The organism is Williamwhitmania sp. (assembly GCA_035529935.1).
Taxonomy (GTDB): Bacteria; Bacteroidota; Bacteroidia; order Bacteroidales; family Williamwhitmaniaceae; genus Williamwhitmania.
On sequence record DATKVT010000198.1, the window covers coordinates 1 to 16,873 of the forward strand.

Consider the following 16,873-nt stretch of genomic DNA (forward strand, 5'->3'; position numbering starts at 1 on the left):
GATGTTACGTAGGTAACCAACGTAACATCCTTACCCTCGTTAAGTATCTCAACGGCTATCGACTAAAGGAGCGACGACCTGAAAATATGGGGGAATATACCGTGCCGCTTGGTGTGCCAGAGATACTTAACGAGGGTAAGGATGTTACGTTGGTTACCTACGGTTCTTGCGTGCGCATTGCACAGGATGCGGTGGCTCAGCTCAAAGAGTTTGGCATTGGTGTGGAGTTAATCGACGTGCAAACGATGCTACCCTTCGACATCAATGGCGTTATTGTTGAATCGCTGAAAAAAACCAGCAGGGTTGTCTTCTTCGATGAGGATGTTCCCGGTGGAGCTACGGCTTACATGATGCAGAAGGTGTTGGAAGAGCAGAAGGGATTTCGTTACCTCGATTCGGAGCCACGCACCGTTACTGCTCGCGACCATCGGCCTGCCTACACCACTGATGGAGATTACTTCTCTAACCCAAATGCGGAAGATGTGTTTGAAACCATTTATGGCATTATGCACGACGCTAATCCAAAACGGTTCCCCACTCTCTACTAATTTTTTAAGATGATAATCTTATGTGACGATCGTAGAAAATTACGGTCGTTTTTTTATAAAGTCTCCTTACCAAATTTTGTTATTATAACCCAGATAGCTAGCGTTCCAACGGGGTAAAGAATCCATGTAGAGATGCCAAATGATGCTGGAAGAATTCCGAATACCAACGATATGCCTGCAACCGTTAGTGCATAGGGCATTTGGGTATTCACGTGGTTTATGTGGGTGCAACCGCTGGTTAGCGAGCTGAGAATAGTTGTGTCGGAAATTGGGGAGCAGTGGTCGCCAAAGACCGCCCCGGCAAGTATGGAGCTAATTACACCGTAGAAAAGGTTGATGGAGATATCGGCATTGAGTCCGTGCTGCTGGTTAATCATCCATGTAGCTGGTAGGATGAGCGGGTATAGAATGGCCATGGTACCCCACGATGTTCCGGTGGAAAAGGAGATGGCTCCAGCTAAAATAAAGGTAAGCGCGGGCATAAGGTAGGGTGATACCTTTGCCTTGATGAGTAATCCGCTAATGAACTCCGCAGTGTGCAGCTGCTGCGTCATGCTGGCAAGTGCCCAGGCGAGCACCAGTATCAAAATCGCTGGTAGCATAGTTTTAATGCCGTTAATCAGGGCATCAATGGACTGGCTGAGGTTGAGTAACCGCTGGGATAGGGTAAGCATCATGGCGGCAACTACGCCTGTAATCGACGACCAAAGGAGCGCCTTAAATGAGTCGGCACCACCAATAATGGTCAGCAATTTTTCCCAGAAGGTAAAGTGTGAGTCGCTCCACAAGCCTGGCTTCCATCCAGTGTAGATTAGGGCTCCAAAAGTTCCCAAGATTACTATTAGCACTGGGATGGCGGCGTTGTACCATCGTGGATTTATCGAGGATTCCTTCACCATTTCGCCAGTTATACCCACGTCGTTGTTATCGTAGGTGATTTCGCCTGCCCGTGCCTTTTGTTCAAATTTGAGCATTAACCCAAAGTCGCGCTTCTTCCAAATAAGCACAAACATAAATATGATGCTGAAGATAGGGTAGAAGCGGGTGTTTAGCGACTTGATAAAAACGGCGTAGGCGCTTTCGTGGATACCTACGCTGTTGAGCCCCTCTTGGATGTAGCTGAGTTCAATGCCTATCCATGTGGTTATGAGGGCAAGTGCTGCAACTGGGGCTGCTGTAGCATCCACAAGGTAGGCCAGTTTTTCCCTCGAAATCTTAAGCCTGTCGGTTATGGGCCGCATAGTGGTACCCACAACCATGGTGTTAGCATAGTCGTCGAAGAAGATGGCAAGCCCCAAGAGGTAGGTAATCATTTGGCCCGAGCGAGGCGTGCTGGCTCTCTTTGCAAGAGCATTCACAATGCCACGCATTCCACCATTGAGGGTTACAAGGCTCACCATGCTACCAATGAGCAGGGAAAATACGATAATGGAGGCGTGGTTGGAATCGGCTAAAGCGTTGATAATATAGGTATCCACAATGGAGAATATGCCCTTAAAGAGTGCCACCAAGGCGTTGCTCCCGGCGTAGAAGTGCATGGTGGCGGCACCAATTAGCAGTCCAAGGAAGAGAGAGGTAAACACCTCTTTTAAAACCAACGCTAGGGTTATGGCTAGCAGTGGAGGAATTATGGAGAACCAGAGAGGGATGGGGTTCACCTCCGTGTGTTGGCTCCATGAGCCAACGGTAACCGTGACAGTTTCCTTGCTCCGAAAGGATAAGCTAATGCTTCCTTTCCCATTTTGGAGGGCCACTCTCACCGTCGTGTCAGCCGTTGTAACCGTTGCAAAGTTGTGTGCTGTGCCTATCATTGTGCTATCCACCGAAATATTGAATGCTCCTGGAATCTCCTTAACTAGAATCCACGGTGCTTCAATGGTTATGGGTTGATGTTTTTCGTTGGTGGTGGCATTGGCTGATGCAGTAAAGGTTATAATGCCAAAAATGGTGATGCAAAGCTGTTTAAACATATCCCATGAAAATTTGCTTAATGTAGCAATTTTGATTTTTGGCGAGGTAGGGTAGAGGGCAATTATTCACGTTTTTTTTTGAAAATTGCACGTTTACTGGTTTTTTAGGTCAAAAGATAGTGTATGTGCGATTTAGAATAAAAAAAATCCTTAATTTGTGCTAAGAAAGTAAACCTGTATGCCAATAGAGAATCACGACTTCTTTAAGGTTGAACATTCCAGGATTCAACCTGCTCAGGGAAGAGTGCTGGTGTCGGATCCTGCACTAAGTGACTTTTACTTTTCCAGAGCGGTAGTGCTGCTTACCGAACATAATGAAAAGGGCACCATCGGCTTTGTGCTAAATAAGCCCATTCAGGCTTCTCTTGATGAACTTCTAAAAGATTTTCCTGAGTTTAAGGCGCACGTTTCGGTGGGTGGCCCAGTCAATCCTAATTCGGTTCATTTTATTCACACCTTAGGAATGCAAATTCCAGGAGCTGTGCACATTTTTGCCAATCTCTTCTGGGGAGGCGAGTTCGAAGAGTTGAAGGGGCTGATTAGGCAGGGTTTAGTAACGTCACATCAGGTGAAGTTTTTCTTTGGATACTCTGGCTGGGCTCCAAAACAGCTTATAACCGAAATGAAGTTGGACTCTTGGGTGGTTTCCATTCTCGATTCCGATATGATTATGGAGCAAGGTCGAGACATGTGGAAACAGGCTGTAGAAAATTTGGGGGAGGAATTTAGAGTTTGGCTCAACTACCCTGAGAATCCTAATATGAACTAGCCTGCAAAGGTTGCAGTGGTAAGTGCTGTCAGCAATCTTTTAGCCGTGTTGTTAAAGTAGCGCCTATCCTTATAGCCCATCACCCAACGAATCCCGTTTACTGCATTTGTGAGGAATATTTCGTCGGCCTGTAGAAGCAATTCAGGCCCAATTGCAAGATCGGTTTTTACTTTTAAACCAAGTGTTGGTGCCAAACCAATAATTATCTTGCTCATAATGCCATCAACACAACCCTGCTCAATTGAAGGGGTGTAGAGCGATTTTCCTTTAACCAGAAAGAGGTTGGAGCTTGTTGCCTCAACAATCTTATTATCGGTGTTTACCAAAAGACAGTCGCCAAGGTCATTGCTTTTCTTGAATTTTGATGCCATGACGTAAATAAGGGCGCTGGTGGTTTTGAGGTTAGAGAGGACGTTAACCGGTTTTTTGAACTCAGTGAAAAGGTCAATAAAGAGTCCTTTCTCGTTCAGCTGATATTTATCCTGCTCAAGAGGTAGCGCTTCAATGGTAAACGAAATGTCATCGTACTCTGGAGTATAAAGCCCACCCTCCTTACGAAATACAGATATCCTAACACGAGCGCTGCCAAATATTCTCATTTTATTCAGCAACTTAACAACAAGCCCAAACAGTTGTTCCTCTTCAAAGTAGAGAGGTTTAGTCATGCCCAGAATCAGCATGCTTTTTACGAGCCTTTGGTAGTGAAGTGAAAAATGTCGGGGTTCCGTTCCATAGGCGTGGATGGTTTCAAAGAGCCCATCGCCATAGCAGAAGCTCCTGTTTTGAAGTTTCAACACCGGCTTGTCAGGGTCGAAGAAATCGCCATTGACGCAGCACCAGCTTTTGTACGATCGCAGTTTCTCCATGTGTTAAGGGATGTTTTTTATTCCGTCAAGAAGGTTTCCGTTGGTTCTCACAAGAATACCCTTGACTCCTGCGGCTTTGGCGGCTTCCATGTCGCGAGGGCTGTCTCCAAGAAAGAACGATTCCTTGAGATTGATATCAAACCGTGCTGCCGCTTTTTCTAACAGTAGTGGCTGTGGCTTTCGACAGAGGCATCGGCTGGTGCTTTCGTGGTGAGGGCAGTAGTATATTTCGTCGAATTTTATGTTCCAAGGCAGAAGTAGTCGTTGCAACTCCTCGTGGAAGGCATCCACCTGTTCGCATGTGTATTCTCCTCTTCCAACTCCGCCTTGGTTGCTAATAACGATGAGCAAGTAGCCCTTACTTGCCAGCATTTGTAGTGCTTCACCCACGCCTGGGTTTAGCATACAGTCTTCTACTCTGTATACATAGTAGTGCCCTTCGTCGCTGTTTAGCACGCCATCCCGGTCAAGAAATACCGCCTTATTCACTTTTAGTTTTCATTTTGTTGATAACTGAATCGCATAAATTAAATGCTACAATGTATACTAAATATTTCTCTGAGCGTGGTTTATGCCTTGCTATTGATGAAGCAATCCAATGCCCGTAAGAAAGTAAATGTAGAACTTAGGATTCATTAGTAGTGGGAATAGTAGTCCAAAGATAGCACCCAACAGGTGAGCATCATGGTTAATGTTGTCCTTGCCCTTGCGGCTCATATACTGTGAGTAACCTAGGTAAAGAATACCAAACACGATTCCTGGTATTGGGAGCAGAAAGAAGAAGAGTAACTTCCCCATTGGATCAAAGAAAATGGCTGTGAAGACCACCGCCGAAACGGCACCCGATGCCCCAATGGAGGTGTAGGCGGGGTTGTTCTTGTGCTTTTTCAGTGTTGTTAGTGTCGAAATAAGAATGCCACCTAGGTAAAGCGTGAGGTAGCTTACATTGCCCGAAAGTATTAGCTCTTGGGCCTGAAGTTGTGAAAAGATATGTTCAACGTAGGTGCCGAACGACCACAGCACAAACATGTTTACCCCAAGGTGGATGTAGTCGGCGTGAATAAACGCATGCGTAAAAATACGGTAGTACTGCTTGTTATGGACCACATCGAAAGGGGTAAGCTTCATCCTGTGGAATACCTCTTCGTTGTTGAATGCCCATATTGATACAAGGGAAGTAACTATAATGATGATTGTGGTTATGTTCATTTTACGTTTTAGATGTAAAAAATTTTAAGAATTAACTCCTGCAGTAAATCGCCGTCCGATGATGTATTGCCACCCCACCCTTTGGACTTCATGTCGTATTCTCGCAAAAGTGCAATAATCGCCACAGCTTTGGTTGGATTAAAGTTTTGGGCTGCCAGCTTATAGTCGTTCACAAAAAAGGGGTTTACCCTGAGCTTTGCTGCCACATTATCCTTCGACTTGTCCTTCAGTAGATTGTAGATGAGAACCTTGCTAAAGTGGTTGAATAGTGAAATAATGGTCAGCACAAATGGGTTATCCTTTGGGTTGCGCTTGAAGTAGTCGGCAATCAGCAGGGCTTTGTGGAAATCCCTGGTGGAAACGGCTTTGTTCAACTCAAAGGTATTGAAATCCTTGCTTATACCGATATTCTGAACCACATTGTCGTCAGTTATTGTCTTGCTTCCCTCTGGCAACGTGATGATCAGCTTTTCCAGCTCGTTAGCAATCTTTGAAAGGTCATTTCCCAAATACTCCTTTATTAGAAATGCTGCCTTTTCATTAATGCCAATACCCCTCGCTTTTAGGTAAAGGTTCACCCACTGAGGGATGTCGCTATCGTATAGCTTCATCGACTCAAATACCTCTCCAATTTCGGCACAGCGCTTAATGAATTTTGTTCGCTTGTCGAGCGCCTTATGCTTAGCCGCGATAACCAAAATGGTTGATTTTTGTGGAGACTGTACGTATACCTCTAGATCGGTAATGTTACGTATGTTCTGTGCCTCTTTTACTATCACCACCTGATAGTTGGCCATCATTGGAAACTTGCGTGAGGCATTAATTATTGCTCCGGCATCTACATCTTTGCCATAGATTATCAGTTGGTTAAATGCCTTCTCTGCCTCACTCAACAGGTTGTTAGCAATGTAGTTGGTGATTTGGTCAATGTAGTATGACTCTTCACCCATCAGCACGTAAATGGGCTTGTAGATCTTGTTCTGTAGATCCTTTAGAATGCGTTGGTATTCAGAAACGGCATCGTTCTTCTTTGCCATACAGCTTAGAATCTCAGGTGTTTAACGGACTCACCGTTGTTAATAATTTCGTGCATTGCCTCCAACCCAATGCGTAGGTGGTCGTTTACGTATTGGTCGGTAACCATCCTGTCGCTTTCCGACGTTTTAACACCCTCCGATATCATGGGTTGGTCGGTTACAAGCAGAAGAGCACCGCAAGGAATCTCGTTTGCAAAGCCAACCACAAATATGGTTGCCGTTTCCATGTCGATGGCCATTGCCCTCGTTTTAGTAAGGTAGTTCCTAAATCGCATATCAAATTCCCAAACCCGACGATTGGTGGTGTAAACTGTTCCAGTCCAGTAGTCTCTGCCATTATTGCGGATTGCCGACGATAGGGCACGCTGCATATTAAATGCGGGTAGCGCTGGAATTTCAGGGGGTAGATAGTCGCTGGATGTACCATCGCTTCTAATGGCGGCAATTGGAAGAATGAGGTCGCCAAGGCTGTTTTTTCTTTTCAAACCACCGCATTTGCCAAGGAAAAGCAGCGCTTCGGGATGGATGGCGCTGAGCAAATCAACTATTGTAGCAGCGTTTGGGCTGCCCATGCCAAAGTTGATCATAGTGATTTTTCCAGCCGTTGCTGCCGGCATGTTCGCCGTAGGATCCTTGACTTCAGTATTGTTCCACTCACAAAAAAGGTTGAGATAGTGGCTGAAATTTGTGAGCACAATGTGTGAGCCAAACTCGTTGAGAGCTAAACCGGTATATCGGGGTAGCCAGTTTTCGACTATTTCCTCTTTTGTTTTCATCTCTTCCTTTTTTTGTGAAATTATACAAAGGTAAGTTTTTTGCCGCAGTTCGCTGTTGCGCGAATGTGAAAAGAGGTTAACTAGCCAAAGGTGTAGTGTTTCTTGATGGGCTTTGTGATTTTCCAGATACAGGTCAGCCCCTGCTCAAACTCCACCCAGTCTCCCGGGCCAAAAGTCACCTTGTTCCCCTGCGAGTCGGTCACTTCAGCGCTGCCTTCTAGAATGTAGCAAGTCTCCTTTTCTTCGTATTCCCAAGTGAAAACGGACATCTCCTTTGTCCATATTCCCCAGCTGCTTGCTTTGAAAACTTGCGCTGCAGAGGGTTTGGTTACTCTCATTTTCATAAGTTACTAACGTTTGTAGTGTTGGTGAATTTTATTCGAAAATTGAAAAGAAAGTTTCCATCTCTCTTTTACTTCATCTCTTGACTGCCTAAATTAGCTCACCTTGTTGAGGTGACAATACTAGAAATAATTTTTTTTGTGGGGTGTTTTTATTTTCTTTGAGGTAGCCAACCCTATCTAAATGCAGCTCAATTTACCGGAATGTAACCTTTCTATTCGTGAAACCCTTGTGGGGAAGGAGGTTTTTGACCCCTTTCGAAATAAGTTTGTAACCTTAACGCCCGAAGAGTGGGTTCGCCAAAACTTTTTGTCATTTATGGTTACGCAGCTGGGTTTCCCAAAAGGGTTGGTTGCTGTTGAGCAGCAGCTGAAAGTAAACGGGCTGGTGCGGCGCTGCGATATACTTGCGTTTTCTCGAACGGCAAAGCCTATTTTATTGGTGGAGTGCAAAGCATCGTCGGTACAGCTATCCAACGAGGTTTTTGCACAAGCAGCGAGATATAATTTAACACTGCAAGTACCCTTCATGATAATTACCAACGGCCTTACCCATTATGCAGCGCAGCTCTTCCTTGAGGAGAAGCGGTTTAGCATGCTCAATACCTTTCCCTCTTTTGAAATGATTGCAGGTGTGTAGAACTTTTAATTGCACAATGTTTGCTAAAAGTTTGCGCATTTAGGATAAAATATGTTTTGCAGCTTTTACACAAATGCCAATATTAAATCGATTGCAACAACTAATTATTTTACTACTTTGCAGCGGTTTTTAAAGTGAATTCAACAGTTTCTTACAGCTATATGGAGTCCTTGCAGAATCATTTTGAGAAGTTTAGAAAGAACATCGTTGGCATTGATGCTACCTACCAGTCTCCTTATGGGACAATGCCGGTAATTTATGCTGACTGGATTGCAAGCGGTAGGCTTTACCGCCCCATTGAAGAGAAAATGTTGGAGGTGTTTGGCCCAATGGTTGCCAATACCCACACAGAAAGCAGCGAAACCGGTCGATTCATGACCGAGGCTTATCACTTTGCTCTCAAGGATATTAAGAGGCACGTAAATGCTGGACCGGCTGATGTGATTATAACGGCTGGTTTTGGAATGACCGCCGTTGTCAACAAATTTCAACGAATTCTTGGGCTGAGAAACAGAGCCGTTCAGTTCGCCTCTCCCGATGATAAACCGGTGGTTTTTGTTACTCACATGGAGCATCACTCTAACCAGACTTCATGGTACGAGACTAATGCGGATGTAGTGGTTATGGAGCCCGACGAGAATCTCTTGGTATCTGCCGAAAAACTTCGGGAGGCCGTGGCCCCATACCGAAATCGCCCTTTGATAATAGGCTCCTTTAGCGCAGGTAGCAACGTAACAGGTATTCTTACTCCATTTCATCAGCTAGCAGCTGTGATGCATGAGATAGGCGGCTACTGCTTTGTCGACTTTGCTGCTTCAGCACCCTACGTTGCAATGGACATGCATCCAGCGAAGGAGGAGGAGCGCTTAGATGCAGTATTCTTTTCTCCACATAAATTTTTGGGCGGCCCTGGAACTTCTGGTGTGTTGGTATTTAACTCTGTTCTCTATAAAAACAGGGTGCCCGATCAGCCTGGCGGTGGAACTGTGGACTGGACTAATCCTTGGGGGGAGTATAAGTATATCGACGATATTGAACGCCGTGAAGATGGTGGAACGCCAGGATTTCTACAAGCCATTCGGGTGGCTTTGACCATAAGGCTGAAGGAGGAGATGGGCGTTGAAAAGATTCATGAACGCGAGAAGGAACTGGTGGAACATGCTTTCCGTCGCTTAGATGCCATACCTCGGGTGATTACCTTAGCCACCGATTGTAGATGTAGAATTGGTGCCGTTTCATTTTATATGGAAAACCTCCATTACAACTTGGTGGTGAAATTGCTCAGCGACCGGTTTGGCATTCAAATGCGTGGTGGCTGTGTTTGCGCAGGCACCTATGGCCACTTTCTGCTACATGTTTCCAAGGAGCAGTCGCACAGCATTAGTGAAATGATAAACCACGGGGATTTATCCCAGAAACCTGGCTGGATTCGGTGGTCGATTCACCCTACTACTACCGATTGGGAGGTTGATTACATTGCAGATGCACTAGATAAAATTGCCCAGCATTCTGATGAGTGGGCGAAGGATTACCGTTACTGCAAACGGTCGAACGAGTTTTTCTATTCCGGGTCAAATCCGGTGGAAAAGATACCTGCTGAAAACTTTTTTGAACTATAACAATCTCAACAACACCTAATCTAAACCTAACCTGTGGAGGCTTGCACCGTTTTTGGTGCAGGCCTTTTTTGTGCTTGCTAGCTCTTACTCGAAATGGTAAGGGGGTTTATCATTTGTAACATCAGTTCGTCGTCCCATCCGATGGCTGTTTTCAACCATTGCTCCTTAATGCCGATTACTTTAAATCCCATGCGCTGGAATATTTGTAGACTGGGAAGATTGCTTGAAGCAATGTTGCAAAAAAGTTGATGAAGGTGGAGCGTTTCAAAGGAGTATTTAACTAACAGTTTGAGCGCTTCAGTGGCATAACCCTTGTTTCTCTCCTCTGCGTCATGAATTAGAATACCAATACCGGCCCGTGAGTGGTAGGGGTCGAAGTCAAATAGGTCGATGGCTCCAACAGGATGAAACATTAGCGAACTTTGGTTCTTGGCTTCAATAATAAGGCGGAGTTGCTTGGTTTCGTATATATCCAAGTGCGATGAATCGATATATTTTTTCAGTATATATTTTGAAAATGGGGTAATGGTATTGCTCACGCTCCATATCTCCATATTGTTCTCCCAGCTATACAGCAAATCCACATCGCCCGGTTCAAGCGCCCTTAATCGAATATTTGAACCTTGAAGGCTACCCATCTTTTTTACTTTTTAAGGGTAGTGATAAATGCATCAGCGAATTGTTTCTTTATCTTGTTCTGCAGTTCGGATAATGCTTCTTTTTTTGTGCCATACTCGCCATAATAATAACGGAAAAAACCATCGTTACCCTTTTTCTCAGTTACCAAATCACTCAAGTTGCCAAACTTTGTCAGAGGTGTTGGCACCTTTGATGCCAGGATTTGTATGGTAAACATTGCCTTTGGTTTTTTGGGCGTTGGCGTTGCAGCATCAGGAGCCTTTTTTGTAACTAACTGATCAATTGCAACATTGCTAACGATAGCTGCCGATGGAAAACCTCCATCAATGCACTGCCCAAGAACTTTTACTGCATCGCCCTTATTGGTAAATCGTCCAGCTGTTATAAGGATGCCGTCACTAATGGGCAATACATTTATAGCTATGCTGCTTAAATAGGGGAGCGATTTAAACCAGCTGGTATCTGCTTCGGCTTTCTCCTTACAAAGCAGTATGGTAAAGTATTCCTCTTTCTGAACTTTGAGATTTTCAGGGATGGAAACATCTTCGGTGATGATAAGGGAAGCATTGCCCTTAATAACCTTGACGGAGGCTCTTCGATTGAATCGACGCCCGTCAGGATTATCGGTTCCATCTGGATTCTTGTCGACGGCAATATTTTCAGATGATCCGGCTGCTCTGGTAACAAACCGATTCGCCTCTATCCCCTTGTTGGTGAGAAAATCGACAACCGACTTTGCCCTTTTCAGTGAAAGAGTTTTGTTGTATGCTGGAGAGCCCTTGGAGTCAGTATGGCCACTAACTTCTACTAGTAACGATGGGTAGGTCTGCATTATGCTGTAAACCTTCTCAAGGATGATTTGGGCATCCTTGGAGAGCTCATAGCTGTTGAAGCCAAACTGAACCGATTGGACGGTTAGGTAATTACCGGAGGAAACTTCCGTTGGTATGAGGAAGATGGAGACAGGCAGTTCCGTACCCGACATCTCTGCTGGAATATACAGATGCTGCCTTACTTGTTGGTAACCAGGAATACTAGCCGTTAGCTGGTAGTTTCCCGTTTTTAGGCTTAGCATGAAAGTGGTGCTGCCATTTCTTTTAATCTCCGGTTTCAGAGTATCACCTGTTGCAATATTTACTATTGCTAGGTTGATTTTCGAATCACTAAGATCGGCCTGGTCTTGGGTAATCAGCACACCATTAATTGTGGCGTTGTCGGTTTGGGGAACAAGGGCAATTTCTGCTAAGCTAACCCGTTCGTGAGGACTGTTGTCAGTGTGATGGAAAATAATTCCCTTGATTCCCTGGTCGCAAATGGGGCAGAAGAAAAGGTTGTCATCAGTGGTGTTGATGGGGTAACCAAGATTAATTGGTGTTGAGAACTTTCCATCATCTCCAAGTTTGGAGAAAAAAATGTCGTAGCCTCCCATGTTTTCGTGCCCCTGAGAGGTGAATATCAAGGTGTTTTTGTCTTCGCAGAAAAAGGGAGATTCTTCGTTGTAAGGTGTGTTAATCTCCGGACCTAGATTTTCTGCTGGGCCCCAGTTGCCCTCTGCATCCTTCATCGATTTATAGATGTCAAGGCCTCCATAACCCCCTTTTCTGTTGGAGGTAAAGTATAGTGTTTTTCCATCAGTGGATATGGAGGCATTGGTTTCCCAGAAGGGGGTGTTAATGTTCTTGTTCAATTTTTCGGCTCTAGACCAACTTTTCCCGTTGAACGTGCTGTGATAAACTTCCCCATTGCCATGGTCGTTTACAAACACAAAAATTTCCTTCCCGTCGGCGCTGCAGCTGCTAATGCTGATTTCCCCTTCCAGCTGAAGCGGTATGTTGAGGCTTTCCGGCTCCGACCAATTACCGTTCTCCTTTTTGCTCCAGTAGATAGCTTGGTAGAACTTTTTATGCTGCGTGAAAAACAGCGAACTGCCATCTTCTGATATAACTGGGTTGTAGGCTAACTCTAGGTTAGGAAAGTTGAAGTTGATGATTTCGAGATCTGTTTTTACTGGTTTTTTGAGAAAAAGTTCGGCCTTTTTACAGGCACTAATTTGCTGGTCAACAAAGTCATGATTGTATAAATCCTTGGTGTCGAGCTGACTTTTAAACTTTTCATAGCACTCAATGGCTTCTTTAAGTTTGTTGTCAATTCGGTAGGCATCGCCCAAGTATAGCCATACCGTTGTTGGAGCGAATGTTTCTTTGTACGAGCCTTCCTGATACTGGCTGCTAACGTGTTGTGAGGCATATTCTAAGTAGGCTAGCGCTTTTGTCTTTAGGCCCGAAATGTTTAGAAGGCACACACCAATTCGGTAGTTGATGTTGAAGTTTGCTGGTTGCATCTTCTGCGCCTGCTGGTATAACGCAAGCGCTTCCTGATAGTCAGTGTACATGAAGTAGTACTCGGCATCGGTAAAAACATCTTTGAATGACCGAGGCAAATTGCTTTCTTGCGCCATGCCAGTAATGAACAGAAGCAAGGTAAGAAGAGTTAATAGTAGCCTTTTTCCTATCATGCGGCAGAGTTTCTTTGCTTGTTTGATTTTTTTCTCCTTACAAAAAGAATAAGTAGTAAGAATAGTAAGCCAATTCCAATTGCAGACCCTACACCATAGGTTAGGTATCGGAGACCATTTTTATGCTCGGCGGATGCAACAAGTTGACTCCTAGTCTGTGCGTCAAGATTCGAGAATTCATCAATCGTAATTTCTGAAAGAAGCTGTGCAAGCTCACTCTTGTAGCTTTGAAAATCTACTTCGTCCAGCGAGTGTAAAAGGTCTATCAGCTGGCTGAACGACTCAATCTGATTAACTTCTGGGTCAATGCTGTTTAGCATTAACCTCAATTTCCCACTTGCCTTAGATTTTAGCAGGTTAAAGAGATTTATAAAGGATGAACCTTTGGTTTCTTTAACAATATTGCGCGACCTGTTGCTCGCGGTTGAAAGTTTGTCCTGCTCCTGCACAAGCTTGTCGAGGAAAGTTGCCATTACCTTAATCAGATCGTCGGTAGTATAAGTCCCTGAGTCGGTTTGGTTAAGTAGGGTTGCCATAAATAAATGAGGCGATACACCTTGTAACTCAGCACTTTTGTCAATTAGGCTGTCTGAAATATTAAGTCCATATGCTCTGAATATTGTCAATAGTTGACTTGATGGATTATCGGCCAGTGACTCACTGGAAGGTCGTATTTCGGTTGCCTGCAGGGGCATTCCGGGAACGCTAAAAATTGAAGCCATCCGATTTTTAAACTGTAACCCAATATCTGTTTGGTACCTAATGTCGAGCAAATATGGAGTGGAATCCTTTAGGTTTGCACCGTTTATTTTCTGAGATACTTCTTTGGCGCTTTGCCCTAATTCCTCGGATTCAGAGAGGTTGTTGATGCCAATGCTCGCAATTTTTGGAACCATATTCATATTGGGTTCCGCCAAAGAGGCATTTTTTGATGAAAGTATGGCAACCTTATCCCGTAAGTCATAGCGCTTACCGTCGAAGTATAGTTTATAGCGTAGGTTGGGATTAGTATATTCGGCTTGGTCCTCATTTTCAGGAACAACCAAGGCGAGTTTTTGAGTATTCAGTGTGTCAATCACAAGCAGCTTTTCCTTTGCATTGCGGTTCCTCCTGAGGGCAAGTTGGTTACGAAGAACAACCTCACGGGCATATCTATCCGAAAAGATTTCGACCTTAAAGAGGTCCATCTCACCATAGCTATCCGGATCGAATCGAGCTATTAATCCGTATTGGCCATCTTCAAGGGGCATAAAGTCATTGTCATCGTCCGTTGTGTTGATTGGATATCCTAGGTTCTCGGGTTTTGACCAGTGATTAGGGGGAGTTAAGTTACTAAAATAGATGTCGTATCCACCCAGCCCAAGGTAACCGTCGGATGAGAAAAAAAGCGTTTCGCCCGTTACTGTGAGTTTGGGGTTTGTTTCGTTGAAAGGTGTGTTGATATCCTTTCCTAAGTTAATGGCAGGTCCCCAAGTGCCATCGGGCTGAAGGTTGCTTTTGTAGATGTCTAATTCGCCAGATCCGCCTTCCCTGTTGCTTGAAAAGTAAAGCGTTTTTCCATCTGGTGAAATACACGCACTCGCCTCCCAGTATTTCGTGTTAATGTTTGGCCCAAGGGGCTCAATGGGATTCCAACGACCGTTACGATAGTGGCTCACGTATATATTCCCATCCCTGTTGTCATCCTTGTAGAGGTATAGGTCGGTTCCGTCGTAGTTGAGCGATAGCGTTTGGAGGTTCTGGTCGGTCTCCAGTTCGGCGGTAATATTTGAAGGTGTTCCCCATCCTTGACCGCTTTTTCGCGCTACATAAACCGCTTGGTAGAACTTCCGTTTGGATGTAAAAGCTAGAACTTGTCCGTTGTAAGAAACCGTTGGGCTATAGTTGGAGAATCTGTCATTCACAGTCGGGCCTAGGTTGCTGAGCAGAAAGTTAACAGGCATATGCTGCAATTCTGCAGAACTCTCAATGGTTTTCGTTTGCAAATCGAACAATGGAATATCGAACTCCTTGCTCTCTTTCTTTGTCAGTTGTCGGAATTTTGAGAACACACTTTTTGCCTTGCCCAGCAGATTGTTTGTGAGGTACGCATTCCCTAGAAAGTAGTATGTTTCAAGCGGAGCTTTCTCTTCTTTAATGGAGTTTTCCCTATAGTTCTTTGATGTATTTTTTGATGCTTCTTCTAAAAATGGGATTGCTTTGTTCCTTCTGCCAGGAAGGTTAAGGTAGCAAATACCAATTCGATAGTTGAGATTAGCCGTTCTGGGAACATCCTTTATAACTTGAAGATATAGGGACAGAGCTTCTTCATAATCTTCGTAAAAAAAATAGCTGTTTGCGTCAAGGTATAAATCACTTGCCGAAGATTTCGGTTCCTGTGCCTGCAAGCATAGTGTTTGTATGAGGATAATCAGCAGTGCTGACAATAGGAGTTTAGATTTCATTTATTGTTTAGTTCCGGTTCTTTTTATAGGAATTGCATTGCACCAAATTGCAAGCCAAGTTATGGATTTTTTTGGAATTCATGAAGACTTAAATACGCTGATTTTGACTCATGGGGATTGTTTTAATCGACTTACTAGCTATGGAAGTAGGTCCATAATTACCAAATCGTAATCGCCAAAGCCGTTTGGATCGCGCTTAGAAACTAGTGCTTGTTTGCCATCGCCCAATGGGCAAAAGTAAATGTCGTCGTCGGTGGTGTTTATACCGTAACCTAAATTGTGGACATCGGTAAAGCTGTTACCAGTTATTTTTGCTGTATAAATATCAAAACCGCCATATCCGTTATGTCCATTGGAAGAGAAAAAAAGTGTTTGTCCATCATTGGTAAGTGCAGGGGAGTCTTCGTCGTAGGGGGTGTTGATTTCAGGGCCAAGGTTAATGGCTTCACCCCATTCACCAGCAGCGTTCATCACCGATTTATAGAGGTCATATCCTCCGTATCCTCCGTCCCTGTTACTGCTAAAGTAAATTGTCCTTCCATCTTTGGAAAGGAAGGCGTCCAACTCAAAAAATCGGCTATTAATATTTTTATTTAGGCGTTCCATTGCGTTCCACTTACCCGACGTGGAGTCGTACCGGCTCATGTATATATTAAAATCGTCTATGTCGTTTCGCGTAAAAAGGAGGATATTGCCATCGAAGGAGAGAGAGCATGTATAAACGGGCCCTTCTGCGTTAACTTCTGCCGTAACATTTTTTGCTGGTATCCATTGACCTTTAGCTCCAATTCGGCTAATAAATATTGCATTGTAAAAGCGCTGAATGGAGGTGTAGGCTATTACTCGCCCATTGCCCGAAATGCAAGGCCTGACTTCTGGAAAGGAGGTGTTAATGTTCCCTCCAAGATTTGTCTCTGTTGGTTGGGTTGGTCCATTGGTTACAGCGAGGGCGTGGCTTACGGAATTGAGATCTTGAACTACTAAGTCTTTCAGCTTTGTCTCCTCAGGTTTTAGTAGGTGCAGGTATGATTCATATGCAATCTTGGCTTTTTGGAGTTCACCTGCAATACGGTAGGCATTACCAAGAAGTAGAAATGCTTCTCTCGGGGCTGAGGTTTCAGTATAGTATCCCTCTTTATATCCTTGGTTTATTTGTGTGGTGGCCTTTTCAAGATAGACGATTGCTTTCTCCTTTTCTCCGGGAATATTGAGGTAGCACTGCCCAATGCGGTAGTTAATATTTGCAGTGTTTTTCCCTGCTTTGTATAGTTCTTTGTAAAGTGGCAGGGCGTCTTTATACTCTTCATACAAGACGTAGTACTCTGCATCTACAAACACACGCTTGTAGTAAGATTCTTTTTGAGCAAATCCGTGTGATATGGATAATAGAAGAAGTGTTAATAGCGCAACGATTCCTCTCACAACCTGCCGTTTAATTTTCAGTATGTTTACGAAACTTCCTAAGTATGAACAAAAATGAGAAAAAGTTTTTATTAAACG

15 protein-coding genes are annotated in these 16,873 nt (G+C 44.2%); 4 read left to right on the forward strand and 11 right to left on the reverse strand.

All coding sequences use genetic code 11. The annotated features are described in order from the left end of the window. A partial coding sequence (locus VMW01_15015; GenBank protein ID HUW07556.1) for a transketolase C-terminal domain-containing protein occupies window positions 1-548 on the forward strand: 548 nt, incomplete at its 5' end. 53 nt (window positions 549-601) lie between these two features. On the opposite strand, the gene VMW01_15020 is transcribed toward VMW01_15015, so the two are convergent. Further along, complete coding sequence (locus VMW01_15020) at window positions 602-2,518, reverse strand: Na+/H+ antiporter NhaC family protein (GenBank protein HUW07557.1); 1,917 nt, start codon at window positions 2,516-2,518, stop codon at window positions 602-604. Between the two features lie 178 nt (window positions 2,519-2,696). Here VMW01_15020 and VMW01_15025 point away from each other — a divergent pair, with 178 nt between their 5' ends. Beyond that, window positions 2,697-3,287, forward strand: a complete 591-nt coding sequence (locus VMW01_15025; protein HUW07558.1) for a YqgE/AlgH family protein — start codon at window positions 2,697-2,699, stop codon at window positions 3,285-3,287. Here the strand turns inward: VMW01_15025 and VMW01_15030 are convergent. The 6 genes from VMW01_15030 to VMW01_15055 form a co-directional block, all read right to left on the reverse strand. Beyond that, window positions 3,284-4,153 carry an aminotransferase class IV gene (locus tag VMW01_15030; GenBank protein HUW07559.1) on the reverse strand — a complete coding sequence of 290 codons (870 nt, stop codon included), beginning with the start codon at window positions 4,151-4,153 and terminating at the stop codon, window positions 3,284-3,286. The two genes, VMW01_15025 and VMW01_15030, sit on opposite strands and share 4 nt — an antisense overlap. A 3-nt stretch (window positions 4,154-4,156) precedes the next feature. After that, the gene (locus VMW01_15035) at window positions 4,157-4,642 is read right to left on the reverse strand and encodes an HAD family hydrolase (GenBank protein ID HUW07560.1); all 486 of its coding nucleotides are present in this window, start codon (window positions 4,640-4,642) and stop codon (window positions 4,157-4,159) included. A 90-nt stretch (window positions 4,643-4,732) separates the two neighbouring features. Continuing rightward, window positions 4,733-5,362: a rhomboid family intramembrane serine protease gene (locus tag VMW01_15040; GenBank protein HUW07561.1), complete on the reverse strand. Its 630-nt coding sequence runs from the start codon at window positions 5,360-5,362 to the stop codon at window positions 4,733-4,735. Between the two features lie 8 nt (window positions 5,363-5,370). Continuing rightward, on the reverse strand, window positions 5,371-6,399 hold the full coding sequence (holA, locus tag VMW01_15045) for a DNA polymerase III subunit delta (GenBank protein ID HUW07562.1): 1,029 nt from the start codon (window positions 6,397-6,399) through the stop codon (window positions 5,371-5,373). Window positions 6,400-6,404: 5 nt separating this feature from the next. Beyond that, window positions 6,405-7,175: an AMP nucleosidase gene (locus VMW01_15050; GenBank protein ID HUW07563.1), complete on the reverse strand. Its 771-nt coding sequence runs from the start codon at window positions 7,173-7,175 to the stop codon at window positions 6,405-6,407. An 80-nt stretch (window positions 7,176-7,255) separates the two neighbouring features. After that, window positions 7,256-7,519, reverse strand: a complete 264-nt coding sequence (locus VMW01_15055) for a cupin domain-containing protein (GenBank protein ID HUW07564.1) — start codon at window positions 7,517-7,519, stop codon at window positions 7,256-7,258. A 181-nt stretch (window positions 7,520-7,700) separates the two neighbouring features. Here VMW01_15055 and VMW01_15060 point away from each other — a divergent pair, with 181 nt between their 5' ends. Together VMW01_15060 and VMW01_15065 are read left to right on the forward strand one after the other, a co-directional pair. Continuing rightward, window positions 7,701-8,156, forward strand: a complete 456-nt coding sequence (locus VMW01_15060) for a type I restriction enzyme HsdR N-terminal domain-containing protein (protein HUW07565.1) — start codon at window positions 7,701-7,703, stop codon at window positions 8,154-8,156. A gap of 134 nt (window positions 8,157-8,290) precedes the next feature. Further along, window positions 8,291-9,775 carry an aminotransferase class V-fold PLP-dependent enzyme gene (locus tag VMW01_15065; GenBank protein HUW07566.1) on the forward strand — a complete coding sequence of 495 codons (1,485 nt, stop codon included), beginning with the start codon at window positions 8,291-8,293 and terminating at the stop codon, window positions 9,773-9,775. A 77-nt stretch (window positions 9,776-9,852) separates the two neighbouring features. Here the strand turns inward: VMW01_15065 and VMW01_15070 are convergent, their stop codons facing one another. The 4 genes from VMW01_15070 to VMW01_15085 all read right to left on the reverse strand — a co-directional run bounded on the left by VMW01_15070 (window position 9,853) and on the right by VMW01_15085 (window position 16,795). Further along, a complete protein-coding gene (locus VMW01_15070; GenBank protein HUW07567.1) occupies window positions 9,853-10,413 on the reverse strand; it encodes a GNAT family N-acetyltransferase in 561 nt (186 codons plus the stop codon). 5 nt (window positions 10,414-10,418) lie between these two features. Further along, a complete protein-coding gene (locus VMW01_15075) occupies window positions 10,419-12,929 on the reverse strand; it encodes an OmpA family protein (GenBank protein ID HUW07568.1) in 2,511 nt (836 codons plus the stop codon). Next, the gene (locus VMW01_15080) at window positions 12,926-15,373 is read right to left on the reverse strand and encodes a hypothetical protein (GenBank protein ID HUW07569.1); all 2,448 of its coding nucleotides are present in this window, start codon (window positions 15,371-15,373) and stop codon (window positions 12,926-12,928) included. Before VMW01_15080 ends, VMW01_15075 begins: the two co-directional genes overlap by 4 nt. 138 nt (window positions 15,374-15,511) lie before the next feature. Further along, window positions 15,512-16,795: a hypothetical protein gene (locus tag VMW01_15085; protein ID HUW07570.1), complete on the reverse strand. Its 1,284-nt coding sequence runs from the start codon at window positions 16,793-16,795 to the stop codon at window positions 15,512-15,514. Window positions 16,796-16,873: the final 78 nt, after the last annotated feature.